This is a genomic window from Parablastomonas sp. CN1-191 (assembly GCF_049354825.1).
GTDB lineage: Bacteria > Pseudomonadota > Alphaproteobacteria > Sphingomonadales > Sphingomonadaceae > Novosphingobium.
The window spans coordinates 808,783-829,639 of sequence record NZ_CP186480.1 but is presented as its reverse complement, the minus strand read 5'-3'; the positions used below and the strand labels follow the sequence as shown (position 1 = coordinate 829,639).

The window sequence follows — 20,857 nt, the reverse complement described above, 5'->3', positions numbered from 1 at the left end:
CCCGGCCGAACGCGCCGCGGGGTTGACCCGGCACCGTGCCGCGCTAGGCGCTAGCCGCCATGAGCAAAATCAAGCACGCCCTGTCGGTCAGCCGCGCCGACGATTTCGCCGCCTGGTACCAGGATGTCATTTCCGAAGCCGAAATGGCCGAGGAATCGGGCGTGCGCGGCTGCATGGTCATTCGCCCGTGGGGCTATGGCATCTGGGAGCGGATGCAGGCGCTGATGGACGCGCGGATCAAGGCGGCGGGCGTCCAGAACTGCTATTTCCCGCTGTTCATTCCGCTGTCCTACTTCGCCAGGGAGGCGGAGCACGTCGAAGGCTTCGCCAAGGAAATGGCGGTCGTCACCCATCACCGCCTGATCCAGGACGGCAAGGGCGGGCTGATCCCCGATCCCGAAGCCAAGCTGGAAGAGCCGCTGATCGTGCGGCCCACTTCGGAAACGGTGATCGGCCAAGCGATGAGCCGGTGGATCCAGTCGTGGCGCGACCTGCCGCTGCTGACCAACCAGTGGGCCAACGTGGTGCGGTGGGAAATGCGCACGCGGATGTTCCTGCGCACCAGCGAGTTCCTCTGGCAGGAAGGCCACACCGCGCACGCCGACAAGGACGGCGCGATGGAAGAGACGCTTCGCGCGCTCGAAATGTACCGCGCGTTTGCCGAGGAGGACATCGCCGTCCCCGTCGTCACCGGCGAGAAGCCGGAGAACGAACGCTTCCCCGGCGCGGTCGCGACCTTCAGCATCGAGGCGATGATGCAGGACGGCAAGGCGCTCCAGGCCGGGACCAGCCACTACCTCGGCACCGGTTTCGCCGAGGCGGCCGGCATCCGCTACCAGGACCGCGAAGGCGGGCAGCAGCTGTGCCACACGACCAGCTGGGGCGTGTCGACCCGCATGATCGGCGCGCTGATCATGGTTCACGGCGACGACGACGGCCTGCGCGTCCCACCCAAGGTCGCACCGCAGCAGATCGTCATCCTGCCGATGCTGCGCGAGGACGACGGCGACGCCGCGCTGCTGGCGTATTGCGAGGAATTGCGCGCGTCGCTTGCTGCGCAGCACGCGCTTGGCGAGCCGGTCCGCGTCCTCCTCGACAAGCGGCCCGGCAAGGCCACGGGCAAGCGCTGGAGCTGGGTCAAGAAGGGCGCCCCGCTGGTGCTCGAGATCGGCGGCCGCGATGCTGCCGCCGGGCAGGTCTCGATGATCCGCCGCGACCGCTTGTGGAACGACGCCGGCAAGGTCGCCTTCGAGGCGATGGCGCGAGAGGACTTCGTCGCCCGCGCTGCCGGCGCGCTCGAGGACATCCAGTCCTCGCTGCACGCCGAGGCGACCGCGCGCCGCGATGCCGGGCTCACCCGCGGGGTGACCGACATGGCGGGGATCGAGGCGCATTTCAGCGGTGCAAAGTATCCCGGCTGGCTCGAACTGGGCTGGTCGCGGCCAACCGGGGACAAGCTCGACAAGGTGGTCGAGCGGTTGAAGGCGCTCAGGCTGACCATCCGCAATGCCCCGGCGGGCGCCGCGGCGCCCAGCGGGACTTGCCCGTTCACGGGCGATCCGGCGACGGAGACAATTCACGTCGCGCGCGCCTATTAGGGACTGGCGGCGCGGCGACGAGACGGGCAGGGTAGGGCCATGAAAGCATTTCCTGCCGCGCTCGCCGCCCTGATCGTCGCCATGCCCGCTATCGCCGCGGCCGACGAACCCGCTGCCGTCTCGGAAGCGCGGCTGCGCGCCGATATCGACAAGCTGGTATCGTTCGGGACGCGCCATACGCTATCGTCGCAAAGCGATCCCAAGCGCGGCATCGGCGCGGCACGGCGCTGGGCCGAGGCGGAGTTTCGCAAGACGTCCAGGGCCTGCGGCAACTGCCTGACGGTTGTCCTGCCGGAGACGATGGTCAGTGGCGATCGCATTCCGGCGCCGGTGAAGCTGGTCGACGTGGTGGCCATCCAGCGCGGTGCCGAGCGCCCGAACGAGGTCGTTATCGTGCAAGGCCATATCGACAGCCGCGGCTCCGACGTGATGGATGCCAGGGTCGACGCGCCCGGCGCCAACGACGACGGCAGCGGCACCGCGCTGGTGCTGGAGGCGGCACGCGTGCTGTCGAAGCAGAAATTCACCACCACGATCATCTACGCCGCGCTCTCGGGCGAGGAGCAGGGGCTCTACGGCGGCAAGCTGCTGGCCGACTTTGCCAAGGCGCAGGGCTGGACGGTCAAGGCCGTGCTCAACAACGACATCGTCGGCAACACCCGCGGCGCCGATGGTCTGGTCGACGATGCGACCGTGCGGGTCTTTTCCGAGGGTCCGCGCGCCGATGGCGACGACAAGCTGCGCGCCGCGGCGCGGCGCTACGGCGGAGAGAACGACAGCCCGAGCCGCAACCTGTCGCGCTTCGTCGCCGGGCTGGCGGCACCGGAGCTGGCGGTCCGCCAGGTCTGGCGTGCCGATCGCATGGGCCGTGGCGGCGACCACCTGCCGTTCGAGGACCTGGGCTATCCGGCCATACGCTTTACCGTCGGGGTCGAAAACTACGACCACCAGCACCAGGATCTGCGTACGGAGAACGGCACATTCTACGGCGACACCGCGGCCTACATGGATTTCCCGTACCTCGCCAAAGTGGTGCGGCTGAACGTCTCCACGCTGGCGGCGCTGGCGCGCGCGCCGATGCCTCCCGCGCCGACCGCCGACGCGGCGGTCAAGACCTTCACCACGATCAAGTGGGCGCCGGTTCCCGGCGCCACCGGCTACACCGTCTGGCGGCGCAGCACCGATGCGCGCGACTGGGGCCAGCCGGTGCAGACGACGGCGACCACTCTCGATCTGCCGGGCGTGCGCGGTGACGACTGGATTTTCGGGGTCAGCGCACAGGCCGCTGGCGGCGCCAGCAGTCCGATCGCGTCGGCCGTGCCGGGCGGCCAGTTCGCGCCGCTGAAGCCCTGATGGCGCGCAGCATCGGCGGCAAGCCGCCGCGCGACAATGCGGGCAGGGCGTCCGGCGCACGCAAGGCGGGCAAGCTGCCGCGCCAGCCGTCTGGCCTGCCCAGCCGCAAGCAGGTGCTCGACTTCATTGCCCAGTCCGAAGATCCCGCCGGCAAGCGGGAAATTGCCCGCGCATTCGGTCTGAAGGGGCAAGAGAAGATCGCGCTGAAAGCGCTGCTTAAGGACATGGCCGACGAAGGGCTGATCGACGGCAATCGCACCGCGTTCCACCAGATGGGCGGCGTCGCCAAGGTGACCGTGCTGCGCGTCTCGCACATCGAGGACGGCGAGGCCTATGCCGTGCCTGACACCTGGCAGCCGCAGGATCGGACCCCGCCGCCGAAGCTGCGATTGATCGAAAAGGGCCGCGGCTCCGCGCTCAAGCCCGGGGACCGCGTGCTGGCCCGGACCGAGGAAACCGCCACCGGCTGGCGCGCCCATCCGATGAAGAAGCTGCCGAGCCGCGAGGAACAGCTGCTTGGCGTGATCGAGATTGATGCTGCGGGCAAGGGCTGGCTTGCCCCGGTCGACAAGCGCGTGCGCCATTCGCAGCCGATCTCCGACCTTGGCGGGGCGGAGCGGGGGCAGCTCGTCCTGGCCGAGCCTGCGGGCCGAAGCCCGCGCTCGGGCGTCAAGGTCACGCAAATACTCGGAGATCCGCTCGCCCCCAAGGCGTTCAGCCTGATTGCCATTCACAAGCACGGCATCCCCGACCACTTCGCCGACGACGTCCTCGCCGAGGCCGAGCTGGCCGCCCGGCTGCCGCTTTCGGCCGACAAGCGTGAGGACCTGGCCCACCTGCCGATCGTGGCGATCGATCCCAGCGACGCGCGCGACCATGACGACGCGATCTGGGCCCAGCCGCGCGAGGACGGCGGTTTCGACGCGCTTGTCGCCATTGCCGACGTCTCGTTCTACGTCCGCCCCGGTGGCGATCTCGACCGCGAGGCGCGCAAGCGCGGCAACTCGGTCTATTTCCCCGATCGGGTCGTGCCGATGCTGCCCGAGGTGCTGAGCGCCGACGTCTGCTCGCTGCGCGCCGGGGAGCCGCGTGCGGCGATGGCCTGCCACCTCACTATCGACGCCAGGGGCAAAGTCACCGACTTCCGCTTTACCCGCGCGATCGTCCGCATCGCCGAGGTCATTGCTTACGAGGACGCACAGGCGCGCATCGACAGTGGTAGCGCGGGTGACAGCCTGCGCCACTTGTGGGCAGCGTGGGAGCTGCTGGCGGCGGCGCGCGACGCGCGCGACCCTCTCGATCTCGACCTGCCGGAACGGCGCGTGAAGCTGGACGATCAGGGCCGCATCACCGAGATCGCCCTGCGCGAGCGGCTGGACGCGCACCGCGTGGTCGAAGACTTCATGATCGCCGCCAACGTCGCCGCCGCCAAGGCGCTCGAGGCCAAGGTGGCGCCGGTCGTCTACCGCATCCACGAACCGCCGAGCCGTGAGAAGCTGGTCGCGCTCAAGGACTATCTCGCCACGTTCGAGCGCAAGTTCGCGCTGGGCCAAGTGATCACGCCGGGCCTGTTCAATCGAATCCTCAAAGACGTGGTAGACGAAAACGAGAAGGCGCTGGTGATGGAAGCGGTGCTGCGCAGCCAGACCCAGGCCTATTACGGGCCGCGCAATGCCGGGCATTTCGGACTAGCTCTGGGAAGTTACGCGCATTTCACCTCGCCGATCCGCCGCTACGCCGATCTGCTGGTCCACCGGGCGCTGGTCGATGCCTATGGCCTTGAGCAGCCGCGCCCCCAGGCAGACTTGCCGGCCACGTCCGGCCTTGCCGAGCGCGACCGCCAGGACTTGTCGCGCATCAGCGGCGCAATCAGCGATGCCGAACGGCGCGCGATGGCAGCCGAGCGCGAGACGATCGACCGCTACGTCGCCGCCTGGCTGTCGGCGCGCGTTGGCGAGGTTTTCCCCGCGCGCATCACCGGGGTGCAGAAGTTCGGCTTTTTCGCGACCATCGTCGGCCTCGGCGGTGACGGGCTGGTCCCGGTCTCGACCCTGGGATCGGAACGGTTCCACTACGACGAAAAGAGCCAGGTCCTGATCGGCGAATCGACCGGCACCAGCTATGCGATGGGTGACCGCCTGCCGCTGCGCCTCGCAGAAGCGAACGCGCTGACAGGCGCGCTCAAGTTCGAGCTCGAGGATGGCGGCGGCGCCATCGAACCGCGCGGTCGGCCCCTGCCTGGTACCGCCAAGGCCCGGGCCAAGGGCGGACACCTGGTCGGCCGCCGCGGCCGCCCGGCAAACGTCCGCCATCAGGGCAAGCGCCGCTAGCTGAGGTCGGCGATCGCCGCCTCGTCAAGGCCGCCGGGCACGATGTACAGCGGGCAGGGCAACTGGCCCGAAATCCCGGCGAAGTGGCTGACCAGCGGGCCGGGACCGTTGCTTTCGGCACCGAGGACGAGCGCGGAAACTTCGGGATGTTCGGCCAGGTAGTCACGCACGACGGTTACGCCGTCACCCTCCTTCACGGCGATGACGGGCGGGCGTCCGCTTTCACTGGCGAGGCTGCCGGCAGCGGCGGTGACCATCGCCTCGGCACGGGCGCGCGCCTCGGCCTCGATCGTCGCCTGGACGCCGCCGAAGGGGGAGAATTCCTGCTTGGGCAAAAGCGCCAGCAGGTGGATCAGCCCGCCGGTGCGTGCCGCGCGCCGGGCCGCGAAGCGCAGCGCCACGCGTGCCTCGTCGGTCTCGTCCATGATCACCAGGTAGACGCGCATGATGCGCGCGATATCCGCCACAATCGCGCGCCGCGCAAGGGTTGCCCTGACGCCATTCTGTTGCCACAGGAAGCGCGGTTCCTTTCCCCGCTGAATTAAAGGACGGGTTCGTTCATGCCGATTGCCATCAAGATGCCTGCGCTTTCACCCACGATGGAGGAGGGCACGCTGGCCAAGTGGCTGGTAAAGGTGGGCGACAGGGTCTCGTCCGGCGACATCATGGCCGAGATCGAGACCGACAAGGCGACGATGGAGTTCGAAGCGGTCGACGAAGGCACGATCACCGCGATCGACGTGCCCGAAGGCAGCGAAGGCGTGAAAGTGGGCACCGTGATCGCGACGCTGGCCGGCGACGACGAGGATGCCAGCGCCCCTGCACCGAAGGCGGAGGCGCAAGCGGCGTCCGCCCCGGCCCCGGCCCGGGCATCCGCCAAGGCCCCAGCACCCCCCGCGCCCGCCGCGGCACCGGCACCGGCCGCGAAGCCCGCTGCCGACGGATCCCGCGTGATCGCGTCGCCGCTGGCCAAGCGCATCGCCGCCGAAAAGGGCGTCGATCTAAGTGCCATCAAGGGCAGCGGTCCGAACGGCCGCATTGTCCGCGCCGATGTAGAGATGGCCAAGGGCGGCACGGCAGCCGCTCCTGCCTCCGCGCCCGCCGCCAGCGCCTCGCCCGCGGCCCAGGCCCCCGCCGCGCCGGTGCCGGATTTCGGCATCCCGTTCGAGGCGGAGAAGCTCAACAACATCCGCAAGGTCATCGCCCGCCGCCTGACCGAAGCGAAGCAGACGATCCCGCACATCTACCTCACCGTCGATATCCGCCTCGACGCCCTGCTCAAGCTGCGGAGCGAACTGAACGCCGCGCTCGAGGCCGAAGGTGTGAAGCTGTCGGTCAATGACCTGCTGATCAAGGCGCTGGCAAAGGCGCTGCTGCAGGTCCCCAAGTGCAACGTCAGCTTCGCGGGCGACGAACTGCGCAAGTACAGCCGCGCCGATATCTCGGTCGCCGTCGCGGCCCCCAGCGGACTGATCACGCCGATCGTGGTCGACGCCGGGTCCAAGGCGATTTCGCAAATCTCGCGCGATATGAAGGAGCTGGCCGGCAAGGCCCGCGACGGCAAGCTGCAGCCGCACGAATACCAGGGCGGTACCGCCAGCCTGTCGAACCTCGGCATGTTCGGGATCAAGCAGTTCGAAGCCGTGATCAACCCGCCCCAGGCCATGATCATGGCGGTCGGCGCGGGCGAGCAGCGCCCTTACGTGGTCGACGGCGCGCTCTCGGTCGCCAGCGTGATGTCCGCCACCGGCAGCTTCGATCACCGCGCCATCGACGGCGCCGATGGCGCGGCGCTGATGGAAGCGTTCAAGAACCTGGTCGAAAAGCCGCTCGGGCTGGTCGCCTAACGGGGCTGTCCTACAGCCCGGCCGGGGTGGCATGGCGGCGGCGATGCCCAAGCACCGATCCGCCGCTGTGCCTGACCGATCGGGGAAAGCCGCAGGCGCTGTGGCTTTCGGGCGGCGAAAGTCACACCTGCCTTGTGTTAAGGGCGCGGTTTGCCGGGCCCGGCGGGGCAAAAGTCACAAGCGACACGGCCCTGTTTCGTGTCAAGCAAGCGAGGCAAGAAGCGATGGCTGAGCAATACGACGTGATCGTGCTGGGATCGGGTCCGGGCGGCTATGTCGCGGCGATCCGCTGCGCGCAGCTGGGGCTCAAGACCGCGATCGTCGAGCGCGAACTGCTCGGCGGGATCTGCCTCAACTGGGGCTGCATCCCGACCAAGGCGCTGCTCCGTTCGGCCGAAGTGCTGCACAACATGAAGCACGCCGCCAGCTACGGCCTGGCCGCCGACAACATCCGCGCCGACCTCGACGCCGTGGTCAAGCGCAGCCGCGGCGTTGCCAAGCAACTGAACCAGGGCGTCACGCACCTGATGAAGAAGAACAAGATCGCCGTGCACATGGGCACAGGCACGTTGAAGGGCGGCGGCAAGCTCGAAGTGAAGGGCGACAAGGGCACCGAAACGCTCACCGCCAAGCACATCATCGTGGCCACAGGCGCACGGGCGCGCGACCTGCCGTTCGCCGTGGCCGACGGCAAGCGGGTGTGGACTTATCGCCACGCCATGACCCCCACCGAAATGCCGACCAAGCTGCTGGTAATCGGCAGCGGCGCGATCGGAATCGAATTTGCCAGCTTCTACAACGACATGGGCGCGGACGTTACCGTGGTCGAGATGATGGACCGCGTCGTTCCGGTCGAGGATGCGGATGTCTCCGCCTTCCTGGAAAAGGCGCTGACCAAGCAGGGCATGACAATCATGACCGGCAGCGGGGTCGAGGCGCTGACCGTGACCGGCACCGGCGTGAAGGCGAAGCTCAAGGGCAAGGATGGCAACGTCTCCGATGCCGATTTCAGCCACGTCATCGTCGCGGTGGGCATCGTCGCCAATACCGAAGGTGTCGGGCTGGAAGAGCAGGGCATCGCCCTGGAGAGGGGCATCATTCCTGTCGATCCGATGGGACGCACCAGCGCCAAGGGCATCTGGGCCATCGGCGATTGCACGCCCGGCCCGTGGCTGGCGCACAAGGCGAGCCACGAAGGCGTCATCGCGGCCGAGGCGATCGCGCAGGAACTGGGCAACAAGGACGTCCATCCCCACGCGATGGACCGCGCCAACATCCCGGGTTGTACCTATTGCCACCCGCAGATCGCAAGCGTCGGCCTGACCGAGGCCAAGGCGAAGGAAGCGGGCTACACGGTCAAGGCGGGGACGTTCCCCTTCATCGGCAACGGCAAGGCGATCGCGCTGGGTGAGGCCGAGGGTTTCGTGAAGACGGTGTTCGACGCGAAAACCGGCGAACTGCTGGGCGCGCACATGATCGGCGCGGAAGTAACCGAGTTGATCCAGGGCTACGTTGTCGGCAAGACGCTGGAGACTACCGAGGCCGAGTTGATGGCAACCGTTTTCCCGCATCCGACGCTGTCCGAAATGATGCACGAATCCGTGCTCGCCGCTTACGGCCGCGCGCTCCATATCTGACTGTCATCAAACGGGAACTTTCCATCCCCGAAGCTTGTTCTGGGGGCAGGAGAGACGCCGATGGAATACGAGATCGATACCGAGCGCGAAGCCTTTGGCGAATTGATCCCCGCCGATCCTTCGCCCCAGTTCGACACCCAGATGAAACCCACGCTCAAGTCGGCCGGGATGGGCAGCAAGCCGCGCTCTCAAACAGCCGAACTCATCCCCGAGAGCGAGGAACTCGCCTGATCTTGCTTCGTTGCTGACCAAATCGCAGCGACGAGGAGTGACGATGGGCAAGGGCAGCAAGCGGCGCGCGCGCCCCATTCGCGGAATGATCGCCGGTACGCTGGGCGGGCTGGCGGCGTCCTGGGCGATGAGCGCGTTTCAAAAGCAGTGGGCAGCGCGCGTCGGCGCGCCGGAAGCGAACGGCGCGCCCGCGACCCACAAGGCTGCGGACCGCGTCAGCGTCGCCCTGCGCGGAAAAAGGGTCGCGCCCAGGGACAAGAAGGCCGCCGCCGAGGCTGTCCACTACGCAACCGGCGCGGCGATGGGCGCGGGCTACGGCTTCGTAAACGAGATCACGCCGCGATTTTCGCGCGGTTTCGGGACCGGTTTCGGCACGCTGACGACCGCTTTGATCGATCAGTATCTGGTTCCGAAAATGGGCCTGGCAAAGAGCGCGAAAAACTATTCGGCCAAGACCCACCTTTATGGCTGGGCTTCGCACCTGATCTTCGGTGCGGCGCTCGAAGGCACCCGGCGGCTGCTCGGCGGCCGCAGAGCGGCGAGGAAAGCGTCGGCTTAGAGAGCGTTTGTGTCCGGTCGGCGCCGCGTGCTCAGGTCGAGCCCGTGCTCCCGCCAGATCAACGCGACATAGGTACTCCCAGTCGCGGTGAAATGATCGGCATCGAACAGCATCGGGACATGCCCGATCACCGTGCGGCATTTGCCCGCAGGGCAAACGACCGCGGCGCGGGACAGGAAACCGATGCCGGAGCCGCGCGCATCATCCGCCATGCGCCGATCGAGTTCGAACAGTCCACGCACCCTGAACGCGGCCGGCGCGTCGGGATTGCCGGTCTTGCGACCCAACTCGAGCAGGCGGGGCAGCGGGCGGTCATACTCGGGAGAAGGCCCGACGATGATGACGCGAACCCCCGCGTCGCGCAGCTGCCGGGCGACATCGAGCGAGGACTGGTAATCGAACCGCAGCCAGTTGCCGCTCAAGATCACGGTGTCGATCGCGCCGGACCTTGCAAGCCGTACTCCCTCGGCGATCGCTGCACGGCAGTTCGCGTAACCGCTCGCCAGCGAATCGACGGATGGCGGACAGCTGGATCCCGTGGCCTGAAGAAAGTTCACGCCGGGAAAGGCATTGACCATGCCGGAGCGCAAGTCTGCGGCGTGGCTGTCTCCGAGGAGGAGCACATTCGGGCGCGCCGGATCGAGCGTGAGGCACGGCGCGCGCTGCAAGCCATTGGCGGCATTTTCATCCACCATGCAGGTGCCCATTCGCAGCGCCGTCTTGACGTCATACTGAAGATAGCGGCTGAACGCATCGTCGCGCGCCGGCCGAAAGCCGCGCAGCCCGCCCGTCGCCACGATGACCGCCGCGAAGGCAATCAGCGCTGCGGCGGCGCCGCCACCGAATGCGAACACGCGGGCGGGGTGGTCCTCACTGGCGCGGCGGCTACGAAACGGCCGTTCGACAAAGCGCCACGACAGGACCGCCAGCACCAGGCAGACCGCCAGCGTCAGACCTTTTTCAATGACTCGCGAAGGACCGGCGTAAAGAACCCAGCTTGTCCGCTGAAAAACGATCACGGGCCAGTGGACGAGGTAGAGTGAATAGGAAATCAGGCCGACGAAACGAACCGGACCAAAACTGAGCAAACGCGATACGAATGTCGCTTGCCGGCCGGTCCAGAGGATCGCCGCAGCACCAAGGCACGGAACCAGCGCGGCAAAGCCCGGAAAGGGCGTGGCTGGCGTGTAGAACCACAAGGCCGCGAAAATGGCTGCCAGGCCGATCGCTGCAATGAGGTCCCGCGCCGCCCGATTGGCAGGCGGTTCAAGCGACGTCGCGGCGAGGATGCTCCCAAGCGCGAGCTCCCACGCGCGGCTGTGAAGCAAGTAAAACGCGCTGCCCGAATCGTGATAAGCGCCCCACGCGCTCAGCGCGAACGACACAGCGAAAATGGCGACAAGAACGCGAATCCGCGCCGCCGGTCCACGACGGGCCAGCAACATCGCGAGCGGTGGGAAGAACAGGTAAAATTGTTCCTCGACGCCGAGCGACCAGGTGTGAAGGAGCGGCATCGCCACGGTGCCGGTTTCGAAGTAGCCGGTGTGCAGCCAGAAGTGGACGTTCGCGTAGGAAAGGATCGCCGCGATCGCGGATTGCGCGACCGACCGCGTGTCGGCCGGCGAAAAGACCAAGCAGGATACCAACAGGACGCCCAGCACCATCGCAAGCAGCGCCGGCAGGATGCGCCGCACGCGGCGTTCGTAAAAGCGCCCCAGCGAGAAGCTTCCCTGGTCCGTTTCGCGGAACACGATTTGGGAAATCAGGTAGCCCGAGATGACGAAGAAGATATCGACGCCAATGAACCCGCCGGGCAAAAGCAACATGTGGTGCGCGACGACCGGAAGGACCGCCAGGGCGCGCAGTCCATCGATATCGGCGCGGTATTTCATGGCTGACATCGCGCCGCCCCTGCTTTGACGTTAGTGGCGGACAGGGTGGGATTCGAACCCACGGTGAGCTTGCACCCACGGCGGTTTTCAAGACCGCTGCCTTAAACCACTCGGCCACCTGTCCTTTACGGGACACGCGGCTAGCGCGGCGGACCGGCTTTGTCACGCCTGCGAAGCGTGCCGGAAATGCCGCCGGCGCCCTTTGCTTCGGCGGGCAAGTCTGCGACAGTGGCCGAATGTCGATTTCCAAGCGATTTGCGTTTCTTGCCGTGCTGTCGATGTCGATCGCGGGCGGCGTACCGATGGCGCCGGCGGCGGCGCAGACGGTCGACATGGATTTCTCCGCCTACCTCCAGCTTTTGGCGGCTCGCGCCCGGGGCGAAGGCGTGAGCGACGCGACGATCAGCCGCATGACCGCGGGGCTTACGCCGAACCCGCGCGTAATCACGCTTGACCAGTCGCAGCCCGGCTCCTCGTCGACCACGACGTCGAACAGCTCGTCGATCTCGTTCGCGCCCTATATGCGCACCCACGTCGACGCTGCGCGGATCGACGGCGGCAAACGCATGTATGGAGCGGTCGCGAGCTTCGCGCCGGCGATCGAGGCACGCTACGGCGTGCCGGTGCCGATCCTGCTGGCGATCTGGGGGCATGAGACGAATTACGGCAGCTACACCGGGGATTTCGACCTTGCCCGCAGCCTGGCGACGCTGGCGTGGGAGGGGCGCCGGCGCGAACTCTTCGCTTCCGAATTCATCGCCCTCCTCAAGATGGTCGATCGCGGCGTTCCGCCCGAACGCCTGAAGGGCAGCTGGGCCGGCGCGGTGGGCAATCCGCAGTTCCTGCCCTCCATGTACTTGCGCCTCGCCCGCGACGGCGACGGTGATGGTTATGCCGACATATGGTCGAGCCGTGCCGACACCCTTGCCTCTATTGCCAACTATTTTCGCGATGCCGGGTGGAAGCCGGGCCAGCCCTGGGCCGTACGTGCCTCGGTGCCGGCCGACTTCAACGCCGGCGCGCTCGAGAATAAGCTGACCGCCCCTGAATGCCCGCGCGTTCACGCGCGCCAGTCGCAATGGCGAACCATAGCCGAATGGCGGCAACTAGGCGTATCCGCGCTTGCGCCGATCGGCGACGGGGTGCTCGCAAGCCTGATCGAACCTGACGGTCGTGGCGCTCCGGCTTACCTTCTAACCGGCAATTACCGTGCAATCCTGAGCTACAACTGCTCCAATTACTACGCGCTGTCAGTCGGGCTGCTGGCCGACGCGATCGCGCGCTGAACCCCATGCGCAAACTCGTTGGTGGCCTGCTGGCGCTGCTCGCGGCGCCCGCCCTTTGCGCTCCCGCACCGCCGCCGCTTTCGGTCGACGCCGCACACGAGGCGCTGCTTTACGATCTTTCAAGCGGAACCGCGCTCTACGCGCGCAATCCGTCGGCGCGGCTGCTGCCTGCGTCGATGACGAAGGCCATGACGACGCTGGTAGCTTTCGATCTGATCGCGGCCGGCACCTTGAAGGAAAATGACGTCGTCACCGTCTCGCCGGTGCTTTCGTCGCAGTGGGCGGGACTGGGGACCAGCCTGTTCCTGCGCCCGAACGAGAAAGTCAGCGTTCACGACTTGCTGATGGGCATCACGACCGCGTCGGCAAACGACGCCGCGATCGTGCTGGCGCGCCACGCGGCGGGCAGCCAGGAACGCTGGGCCGCCTGGATGAACGCCACCGCGCAGGGTATCGGCATGAGCGGAAGCCATTTCGGCACGCCTAACGGCTGGCCCGACCAGGGCCGCACGTTCGTGACCGCGCGCGACCTTGTGACCCTGGCGCGCGTGCTCGTGGAGCGGCACCCAGACCTTTACCGCCGCTATATCGGCCACCCGTCCTTCCTTTGGCGGGGAATGACGCTGCGCAATCACGACCCTTTGCTGGGCGTCGTCACCGGGGCGGACGGGATCAAGACCGGCCACACCAACGAGGCGGGCTTCAATTTCCTCGGCAGCGTGGTGCGCGGCGATCGCCGCCTGCTGCTGGTCGTCGCTGGCGCTCCGACACCGGCGGCCAGGGCTCAGGCCTCGCGCGATCTCGTCGAATGGGGCTTTGCCGAGTGGACGTTGCATCGCGTCCTCAACGCCGGCGAAACGGTTGGCACGGCGCGCGTGCAGGGCGGCGCTGCCATCAGCGTGCCGCTTGTTGCTACGCGCGCGGTATCGTTGACTTTGGCACGGGGCGCGGCGGTTCCTGCGCGCCCGGTTCCGGGGCGGATCGTTTACACTGGACCGCTGAAGGCGCCGATCCGCGCCGGCACGGTCGTGGCCGCCTTGCTGGTCGAACAGCCCGGTCTGCCCATCCAGCGCGTGCCGCTAAGCGCCGCGAGCAACGTCGCACCTGCCGGCGTCATCGACAGGTTGCGCAACGGGCTTATAGGGCTTTGGTCATGACACGCGGACGGTTTATCGCGCTGGAAGGCGGGGAAGGCGCAGGCAAGTCGACGCAGGCGCGCTTGCTTGCCGCTGCCTTGGTCGCGCGCGGCCTGGACGTCGTGATGACGCGCGAACCTGGCGGGACGCCGGGCGCAGAGACGATCCGCGGGCTGCTGCTGGGTACCGGGGGCGAGGGGTGGGGGCCGCGCGCCGAGGCGCTGCTGTTCGCTGCCGCGCGTGCCGACCACGTAGAGCGACTGATCCGTCCCGCGATCGCTGCCGGACAATGGGTTGTCTGCGATCGGTTCGTCGACTCGAGCCGAGCCTACCAGGGCGGCGCGAGCGGGATCGGGGATGCGGCCATCCTTGAATTGCACCGCATCGGCAGCGAAGGTTTGCTGCCCGACCTCACGTTGCTGCTTGAGGTGCCGCCCGCGCTCGCGACCGAACGCCTTTCGGCCCGCGACGGTGAAGATGCCGACCGTATCGGCGGCCGTGGCGATGCCTATCACGCCCGCGTCGCCGCTGCTTTTTCCCGCTTTGCCGACGAAGAGCCACGGCGCTTTGCAAGGATCGACGCGGGAAGCGGCGCCGAGGAAGTCCATGACAGGATCATGGCCGCGATTGAGCCGCTGCTGACCGATGCTTGAGGGCCACGCCGAGGCATGGCGTGAATGGCGCGCTGCAATATCGTCGGGGCGAATGCACCATGCCTGGATCCTGGCCGGGGCGGAGGGCCTGGGGAAAGCCAGCTTCGCCCGCGCCGCCGCGGCGGAACTCGTCGCCCAGACCGGCACTCCCCAGCCACCGCCCGACCGGCATCCCGATATCCTGGCACCCGAGCACCCGCCAGAGAACAAGGTCGAGGCGCAAAAGCGCGATGACGGCCAACCCTACAAGACCAAGCGCTCGATTCCGATCGATGAGATCAGGGCCATGCAGCAGCGTTTGACCACGCGCCCGACGCTCGGCGCGCGGCGGGCGGTCATTATCGATCCCGCCGACGATCTCGAGACGAACGCGGTCAACGCGTTACTCAAAAGCCTGGAGGAGCCGCCTGCGGGCACCTTCTTTCTGCTTGTGAGCCACCGCCCGGGTCGACTGCTGCCAACGGTCCGCTCGCGCTGCCGTATCCTCCGCTTCGATCCGCTAAGCGACGACGCGGTGGCGCGGATCGTGACGGGGGCCGAGCCGGGCGCCGACGCGGCGACACGCGCCGCCGCGGTGGCGGCCGCGCGCGGATCGCCGGGCATGGCGCTTGGCTTCGTCGGGCAGGGGCTGGGGCCGGTTCACCAGGCGATGGTCCGGATACTGCAGGCAGGCGACGATCATTTCGAGCAGCGCGGAGCGCTGGCGGACGCGATCGGGGCGCGGCCCGATCGAGAGCGGATGCAGGCCGCCTGCGACCTGGCCCGCGCGCTGGTAGCGGGCGCGCTCGACAATTCGCCTCCGGCGCGGCAGCGACGCCTGATAGCGGCACACGGCGAAATCGCGCGGCTCGCATCGCAAGTGGCGACCTATAACTACGACCCGGCGCTGCTGGTCATGGAAATTGGCGGGTTGCTGGCCTCGGCCGCGCTGCCTAGAGAAACTGCCTGATCCCCCCGTTGAAAGCACCCCGCCGGTCATGGCCGAACCGTTCTACCTGACCACAGCCATCAGCTATCCCAACGGCAAGCCGCACATCGGCCATGCCTACGAAGCCATCGCGGCCGACGTCATCGCGCGCTTCAGAAAGGCGCAGGGATATGACGTCAGGCTCGTCACCGGCACTGATGAGCACGGGCTGAAAATGGCCCAGACGGCGCGTAACGCGGGACGCGATACACTTGAATTCGCGACCGAAATGTCAAACCATTTCCGTGCGATGTGTGAACGTCTTGGCATTGGCTATGATGCCTTTCGCCGCACCACCGAGCCGCAGCACCACGCCGCCAGCCAAGCCTTGTGGATGGCGATGGCTGCCAGGGGCGATCTCTACCTCGACCGTTACGAGGGCTGGTACTCGCTGCGTGACGAAGCGTTTTACGACGAAAGCGAGCTGATTGACGGGGAGGGAGGGCAGCGCCTTTCCCCGCAGGGCACTCCGGTGGAATGGAACGTCGAGGAATCGTGGTTCTTCCGGCTTTCCCGGTATCGCGACTGGCTCATCGAACTCAACGAAACCCCCGGTTTCCTGGAGCCAGAGAGCCGCCGCAAAGAAGTGCTGTCGTTCCTCAAAGGGAACGAACTGCGCGACCTGTCGGTGTCGCGCACCAGTTTCGATTGGGGGGTGCCGGTGCCGGGCAGCCCGGGTCACGTCATGTACGTATGGGTCGACGCGCTGACCACCTACCTCACTGGAGTCGGGTTTCCCGACCGAGATGGCGATTTTGCGCGTTTCTGGCCGGCAAGCCTGCATCTGATCGGCAAGGACATCGTGCGGTTCCACGCGGTCTATTGGCCGGCTTTTCTCAAGTCGGCCGGTCTGCCGGTGCCCAAGGCCGTGTTCGGTCATGGCTTCCTGCTTCACCGCGGCGAAAAGATGTCGAAATCGCTGGGCAACGTGGTCGATCCCATAGAGCTTGCCGACACGTTCGGCGTCGATCCATTGCGCTACTTCCTGCTGCGCGAAGTGAGTTTCGGCAACGACGGCAGCTTTTCTGCCGAAGCGATCGTGACGCGGGCCAACGCCGAATTGGCAAACAGCTTCGGCAACCTGGCGCAGCGGGTCTTGTCGATGATTTTCAAGAACCTTGATGGGGTTCTTAAAGCTAACCTGGACGAGACGGAGGCCGACCGAGCGCTTCGCGCCGACGTGTCCGCGCAGCTAGCCAAAATGACCGAACATTTCGAGGCCCTGTCGTTCAGCGAAGGTCTCGAGACGTGGATGCGTGCGGTGTTCGCCTGCAACCAGTACGTGGACGAACAGGCGCCGTGGGCGCTGCGAAAGACCGATCCTGCGCGCATGACCGCGGTCCTGAACATCCTTTTTCGCTGCGTTCGCGACCTTGCCATCGCGGTGCGACCGGTCGTGCCGACCAGCATCGATCGCCTGCTCGATCAGATGGGCATCTCCGCCGACGCCCGCGACTACATCGCGCTCGCCGACAACAGCTGGTTCGACACGTTGGCAGGGTCAAGCTACCGGGTCGCGCAACCGGTGGGGGTGTTCCCGAGGCTCGACCTGGCGTCGGAGAACGCCACCTGATGCTGATCGATTCGCACTGTCACCTGGAATACGAAGGGCTGGTCGAGGACCAGCAGGCGGTGCTGGCCCGCGCGCGCTTGGCAGGGGTGGGGGGCTTCCTGTCGATTTCGACACGGCGGCGCGAATGGGGCCGCGTCGTGGCCACGGCCGAACGCGAGACCGATGTCTGGGCCAGCGTCGGCATCCACCCGCATGAAGCCGATGCGCATACCGACATGGGCAAGTCCGAACTGCTGGCGGCCGCGGAGCATCCGCGCGTCGTCGCGATCGGAGAGACCGGGCTCGACTTCTACTATGACAAGTCGGATCGGACGGTTCAGCAGGAGCTGTTTCGCATTCACATCGCGGTCGCGCGCGAGACCGGGTTACCGCTTATCGTTCACACCCGCGACGCCGAGGCGGAAACCGCGGCGATCCTGGCGGACGAGCGCGAGAAGGGTGCCTTCCCGGCGTTGATCCACTGTTTCACGGCGTCGGCGGCGTTCGGCCGCCAGGTGCTCGACCTTGGCCTGACGATCTCCCTGTCAGGTATCGTAACGTTCAAGAATGCGGCCGATCTCCAGGCCGTCGCTGCCGAGCTTCCGTCGGGTCGCATCCTGGTCGAAACCGATGCGCCGTTCCTTGCCCCTGTCCCGCACCGCGGCCGCACGTGCGAGCCTGCCTTCGTCGCCGATACGGCGCGTTTCGTGGCAGGGCTACGAGGGGTCTCCCCGGACGAGCTGGCTGAAACGACCACGCGCAATTTCCGCGCGCTGTTTACGAAAGCCGCGGCGTGAAGCTGATCATGCTGGGTTCGGGTACGTCTACCGGCGTCCCGCGGATCGGCGAAGACTGGGGCGATTGCGACCCCGAAGAGCCGAGGAACCGGCGGTCGCGCGTTTCGATCGTCGTCGAGAGCGCCGAGGGATCGCGCCTGCTGGTCGATACCTCGACGGATTTGCGCGCCCAACTGCTCGCGCGCGGTATCGACCGTCTCGATGGCGTCTTCTGGACCCATGATCACGCCGATCATTGCCATGGCATCGATGACTTGCGCCCGCTGCGTTATGGGCGCGCCGGTCCTATTCCTGGCTATGCAGCCGACGAAACCGTGCGTCGGCTGCGGCAACGTTTCGGATATGTGTTCGCAGGCGAATTCGGTTATCCGACGATCGTCGCGCTCGACACCCTAGAACGGATGCGGCTGTGTGCCGGATTCGGGATCCGTCATTGCCAGATGCCGCACGGTCCCGCGCAAAGTACGGCCTACGTTTTCGATGCCGATGGCAAGACGCTCGGTTACGCGACAGACTTCAGCGAAATTACGAAGTCGATGATCGATCTGCTTTACGGTGTCGATGTCCTTGTTGTCGATTGCCTGCGCCGCGAACCGCATCCCACGCACGCGCATCTTGCCATGGCGCTCGAACTTGTTGCCGCTACCAAGGCCAATCGCGGCGTGCTTACTCACCTTGATAAATCTATGGATTACAAGACGTTGCAAGGCGAAGTTCCCGGCAACGTAGACGTCGGATACGATGGCCTGGAGATGGCGCTGTGAACGATTGGGCAACGGTTGGAGCCATCGTGGCGTCGCTTGGCTGGCTGCTGCTCGCGTTCGGTGCGTATCGAGCGCGAGGCCAGACGCGCAAGACGACGCTGCTGCACGCCGGGTTGTGGATCCTTATCATCGCGACCGTGGCCGTGATTGCCGCCAATGCTCCCAACATCGGCGCTCTTTGATTTAACATAATATATATTATCATCGTAAAGGATCGCGTGTGTCAGATGCTACCGACCGGCTCCTCGCCCTGATGGCTGCGCTGCGGGACCCGGTGCACGGATGCGACTGGGACATCGCGCAGACCTGGGAGACGATCGTCCCGCACACGATCGAGGAAGCTTATGAGGTTGCCGACGCGGTGTCGCGCGGAGACACGGACGCAATCAAGGACGAACTCGGCGACCTGCTGTTCCAGGTCGTCTTCCAGGCACGCATCGCCGAGGAAGCCGGCCTGTTCGATTTCGATGACGTCGCCGCGTCGATCACCGCGAAGCTGACCCAGCGCCATCCGCATATCTTTGGAGGTGCCCACGACGACGCGGAATCGCGCGACGCACGATGGGAGCGGATCAAGGCGGCGGAACGCGCCGACAAAGGTGCGGACGGGGCCCTGGATGGCGTAGCGCTGGCACTCCCGGCGGCCTTGCGAGCGGAAAAGTTGCAAAGGCGCGCCGCGCGGGTCGGGTTCGACTGGCCCGATGTCGCCGGCCCGGCAGCGAAACTCAGCGAGGAAGTCTCTGAACTGAGCGCCGCCGCGACGCCCGGCGAGCATTTCGAGGAAGCCGGCGATGTTCTCTTTGCCGTGGTCAACCTCGTTCGCGCGTACGGCGTGTCGGCTGAAGGCGCCCTGCGCGCTGCCAATGCCAAGTTCGAGCGGCGCTTTCGCGCGATGGAACGCCTCGCGGCCGAGCGCGGCCAGCATTTCGCAGCCCTCGACCTTTCTGCGCAGGACGCGTTGTGGAATGACGTCAAGGCGTCAGAGGCGAACGAACCGGCCTAGCTCGCGCGGGGTCAGCCGCACTTCGACCGAGGTCAGCGGACCACTCTCGTCCTCGCCAGCGGGCGTTTCCCCTAAAACCTCACCGTGTGCGTGAAGCCAGGCAATCCGCTGTCCGTCACCCGCAGCGAGGATGAAGCGATGCGGCCGCGCACCCGTGGTGAGCATCGCGCCGAGCCGTTCCAGCAAATCGTCGGTGCCCATGCCGGTTATCGCCGATACGGGGACGATAATCTCGTCGCGACGAACCGCGATGCGATCCTTCAGGTCGGCAGCGCGCTCGGCGTCCACCAAGTCCCATTTGTTCCAGGCTTCGACGATCGGAACAGGCGGCTCGCCACCCTCCTCGGCGTCCTGCCCGACGAGACCGAGATCACCAAGGACATCGAGCACCTGGCGTTTCTGGGCCTCCGTGTCGGGGTTTGCGATGTCGCGGACGTGGACAATCACGTCGGCGGCGGTCACTTCCTCGAGTGTCGCGCGGAAGGCAGCGACAAGCTGTGTCGGCAAGTCGGAAATGAAGCCGACCGTGTCGGAGAGGATGGCCTTGTCGACCCCCGGCAGGCGGATCCGCCGCATTGTCGGGTCAAGCGTAGCGAAGAGCAGATCTTCGGCCATTACCCCCGCTCCGGTCAGGCGGTTGAACAGCGTCGACTTGCCGGCGTTGGTGTATCCTACCAGCGCGATCACGGGCCACGGCGCCTTTTCGCGGCGGCTGCGGTGCAGCCCGCGGGTCCGCCGCACGTTTTCAAGCTCGCGGCGCAGACGTGCCATGCGGTCGCGGATCATGCGGCGATCGGCTTCGATCTGCGTTTCGCCCGGCCCGCCAAGGAAGCCGAATCCGCCCCGCTGACGCTCAAGGTGCGTCCATGAACGCACGAGGCGCCCGGCCTGGTAGTCGAGATGCGCCAACTCCACCTGGAGGCGGCCCTCTGCAGTTGCTGCGCGCTCACCGAAGATCTCGAGAATGAGACCGGTTCGGTCGATCACCTTACGCTTGAGCTTATCCTCAAGGTTGCGCTGCTGGATCGCGGTAAGCGATCCGTCGACGACGACGAGTTCGGCTTCGCCCTGGTTGCAGGCGATGTCGATATTGGCGATCTGGCCTTCCCCGAACAGCGTGGCGGCGCGCGGCTCGCGGATCGGGATGGCGATCGCGTCGGCGATGTCGAGCCCGATCGCAAGCGCCAGCCCGCGTGCCTCCTCAAGGCGCGCCGCAGTGTCAACGTCAGAAGCCCCGCGGCCGCGCATTTCC

The 20,857-nt window shown here is 66.6% G+C and carries 19 protein-coding genes and 1 tRNA gene; 16 read left to right on the top strand and 4 right to left on the bottom strand.

The genetic code is table 11. The features are described 5' to 3' along the window. The first annotated feature begins 59 nt into the window (after positions 1 to 59). From ACOYW6_RS04150 to ACOYW6_RS04140, 3 genes are read left to right on the top strand one after another with little or no spacing between them, the layout of a single operon-like run. A complete protein-coding gene (locus ACOYW6_RS04150; protein WP_423142550.1) occupies positions 60 to 1,598 on the top strand; it encodes an aminoacyl--tRNA ligase-related protein in 1,539 nt (512 codons plus the stop codon). 39 nt (positions 1,599 to 1,637) lie between these two features. Further along, positions 1,638 to 2,951 carry a M20/M25/M40 family metallo-hydrolase gene (locus tag ACOYW6_RS04145; protein ID WP_423142549.1) on the top strand — a complete coding sequence of 438 codons (1,314 nt, stop codon included), beginning with the start codon at positions 1,638 to 1,640 and terminating at the stop codon, positions 2,949 to 2,951. Beyond that, positions 2,951 to 5,281, top strand: a complete 2,331-nt coding sequence (locus ACOYW6_RS04140; protein WP_423142548.1) for a ribonuclease R family protein — start codon at positions 2,951 to 2,953, stop codon at positions 5,279 to 5,281. Before ACOYW6_RS04145 ends, ACOYW6_RS04140 begins: the two co-directional genes overlap by 1 nt. On the opposite strand, the gene ACOYW6_RS04135 is transcribed toward ACOYW6_RS04140, so the two are convergent. Further along, on the bottom strand, positions 5,278 to 5,727 hold the full coding sequence (locus ACOYW6_RS04135; RefSeq protein WP_423143060.1) for a universal stress protein: 450 nt from the start codon (positions 5,725 to 5,727) through the stop codon (positions 5,278 to 5,280). The genes ACOYW6_RS04140 and ACOYW6_RS04135 overlap by 4 nt on opposite strands. A gap of 114 nt (positions 5,728 to 5,841) precedes the next feature. On the opposite strand from ACOYW6_RS04135, the gene ACOYW6_RS04130 reads away from it, so the two are divergent. The 4 genes from ACOYW6_RS04130 to ACOYW6_RS04115 all read left to right on the top strand — a co-directional run bounded on the left by ACOYW6_RS04130 (position 5,842) and on the right by ACOYW6_RS04115 (position 9,555). Further along, positions 5,842 to 7,128 (top strand): pyruvate dehydrogenase complex dihydrolipoamide acetyltransferase, encoded by a 1,287-nt coding sequence (locus ACOYW6_RS04130; protein ID WP_423142547.1) that lies wholly within the window; start codon positions 5,842 to 5,844, stop codon positions 7,126 to 7,128. Positions 7,129 to 7,352: 224 nt separating this feature from the next. Further along, a complete protein-coding gene (gene lpdA, locus ACOYW6_RS04125; RefSeq protein ID WP_423142546.1) occupies positions 7,353 to 8,765 on the top strand; it encodes a dihydrolipoyl dehydrogenase in 1,413 nt (470 codons plus the stop codon). 60 nt (positions 8,766 to 8,825) lie between these two features. Next, complete coding sequence (locus ACOYW6_RS04120) at positions 8,826 to 8,996, top strand: hypothetical protein (RefSeq protein WP_423142545.1); 171 nt, start codon at positions 8,826 to 8,828, stop codon at positions 8,994 to 8,996. Positions 8,997 to 9,039: 43 nt separating this feature from the next. After that, positions 9,040 to 9,555, top strand: coding sequence for a DUF1440 domain-containing protein (locus ACOYW6_RS04115; protein ID WP_423142544.1), 516 nt, complete (start codon positions 9,040 to 9,042; stop codon positions 9,553 to 9,555). On the opposite strand, the gene ACOYW6_RS04110 is transcribed toward ACOYW6_RS04115, so the two are convergent. Together ACOYW6_RS04110 and ACOYW6_RS04105 are read right to left on the bottom strand one after the other, a co-directional pair. After that, positions 9,552 to 11,456 (bottom strand): acyltransferase family protein, encoded by a 1,905-nt coding sequence (locus ACOYW6_RS04110; RefSeq protein WP_423142543.1) that lies wholly within the window; start codon positions 11,454 to 11,456, stop codon positions 9,552 to 9,554. The two genes, ACOYW6_RS04115 and ACOYW6_RS04110, sit on opposite strands and share 4 nt — an antisense overlap. A 25-nt stretch (positions 11,457 to 11,481) precedes the next feature. After that, positions 11,482 to 11,571: transfer RNA gene (locus tag ACOYW6_RS04105), tRNA-Ser, on the bottom strand. Between the two features lie 112 nt (positions 11,572 to 11,683). On the opposite strand from ACOYW6_RS04105, the gene ACOYW6_RS04100 reads away from it, so the two are divergent. The 9 genes from ACOYW6_RS04100 (at position 11,684) to mazG (ending at position 19,605) form a co-directional block, all read left to right on the top strand. Further along, the gene (locus ACOYW6_RS04100; RefSeq protein WP_423142542.1) at positions 11,684 to 12,733 is read left to right on the top strand and encodes a lytic murein transglycosylase; all 1,050 of its coding nucleotides are present in this window, start codon (positions 11,684 to 11,686) and stop codon (positions 12,731 to 12,733) included. Between the two features lie 5 nt (positions 12,734 to 12,738). Next, a complete protein-coding gene (locus ACOYW6_RS04095) occupies positions 12,739 to 13,890 on the top strand; it encodes a D-alanyl-D-alanine carboxypeptidase family protein (protein WP_423142541.1) in 1,152 nt (383 codons plus the stop codon). Beyond that, positions 13,887 to 14,522: a dTMP kinase gene (tmk, locus tag ACOYW6_RS04090; protein WP_423142540.1), complete on the top strand. Its 636-nt coding sequence runs from the start codon at positions 13,887 to 13,889 to the stop codon at positions 14,520 to 14,522. The genes ACOYW6_RS04095 and tmk overlap by 4 nt, the downstream gene beginning before the upstream one ends. Before the next feature lie 52 nt (positions 14,523 to 14,574). Continuing rightward, positions 14,575 to 15,471, top strand: a complete 897-nt coding sequence (locus ACOYW6_RS04085) for a DNA polymerase III subunit delta' (protein WP_423142539.1) — start codon at positions 14,575 to 14,577, stop codon at positions 15,469 to 15,471. 28 nt (positions 15,472 to 15,499) lie between these two features. After that, positions 15,500 to 17,062 carry a methionine--tRNA ligase gene (metG, locus tag ACOYW6_RS04080; protein ID WP_423142538.1) on the top strand — a complete coding sequence of 521 codons (1,563 nt, stop codon included), beginning with the start codon at positions 15,500 to 15,502 and terminating at the stop codon, positions 17,060 to 17,062. Continuing rightward, entirely contained in the window at positions 17,062 to 17,838 is a 777-nt protein-coding gene (locus tag ACOYW6_RS04075; RefSeq protein ID WP_423142537.1) for a TatD family hydrolase, read from the top strand. The genes metG and ACOYW6_RS04075 overlap by 1 nt, the downstream gene beginning before the upstream one ends. Then, positions 17,835 to 18,602 carry an MBL fold metallo-hydrolase gene (locus ACOYW6_RS04070; RefSeq protein ID WP_423142536.1) on the top strand — a complete coding sequence of 256 codons (768 nt, stop codon included), beginning with the start codon at positions 17,835 to 17,837 and terminating at the stop codon, positions 18,600 to 18,602. The genes ACOYW6_RS04075 and ACOYW6_RS04070 overlap by 4 nt, the downstream gene beginning before the upstream one ends. After that, entirely contained in the window at positions 18,599 to 18,784 is a 186-nt protein-coding gene (locus ACOYW6_RS04065; protein ID WP_423142535.1) for a hypothetical protein, read from the top strand. Before ACOYW6_RS04070 ends, ACOYW6_RS04065 begins: the two co-directional genes overlap by 4 nt. 71 nt (positions 18,785 to 18,855) lie before the next feature. Beyond that, positions 18,856 to 19,605 (top strand): nucleoside triphosphate pyrophosphohydrolase, encoded by a 750-nt coding sequence (gene mazG / locus ACOYW6_RS04060; protein ID WP_423143059.1) that lies wholly within the window; start codon positions 18,856 to 18,858, stop codon positions 19,603 to 19,605. On the opposite strand, the gene hflX is transcribed toward mazG, so the two are convergent. Then, a complete protein-coding gene (gene hflX / locus ACOYW6_RS04055; RefSeq protein ID WP_423142534.1) occupies positions 19,582 to 20,853 on the bottom strand; it encodes a GTPase HflX in 1,272 nt (423 codons plus the stop codon). The two genes, mazG and hflX, sit on opposite strands and share 24 nt — an antisense overlap. Positions 20,854 to 20,857: the final 4 nt, after the last annotated feature.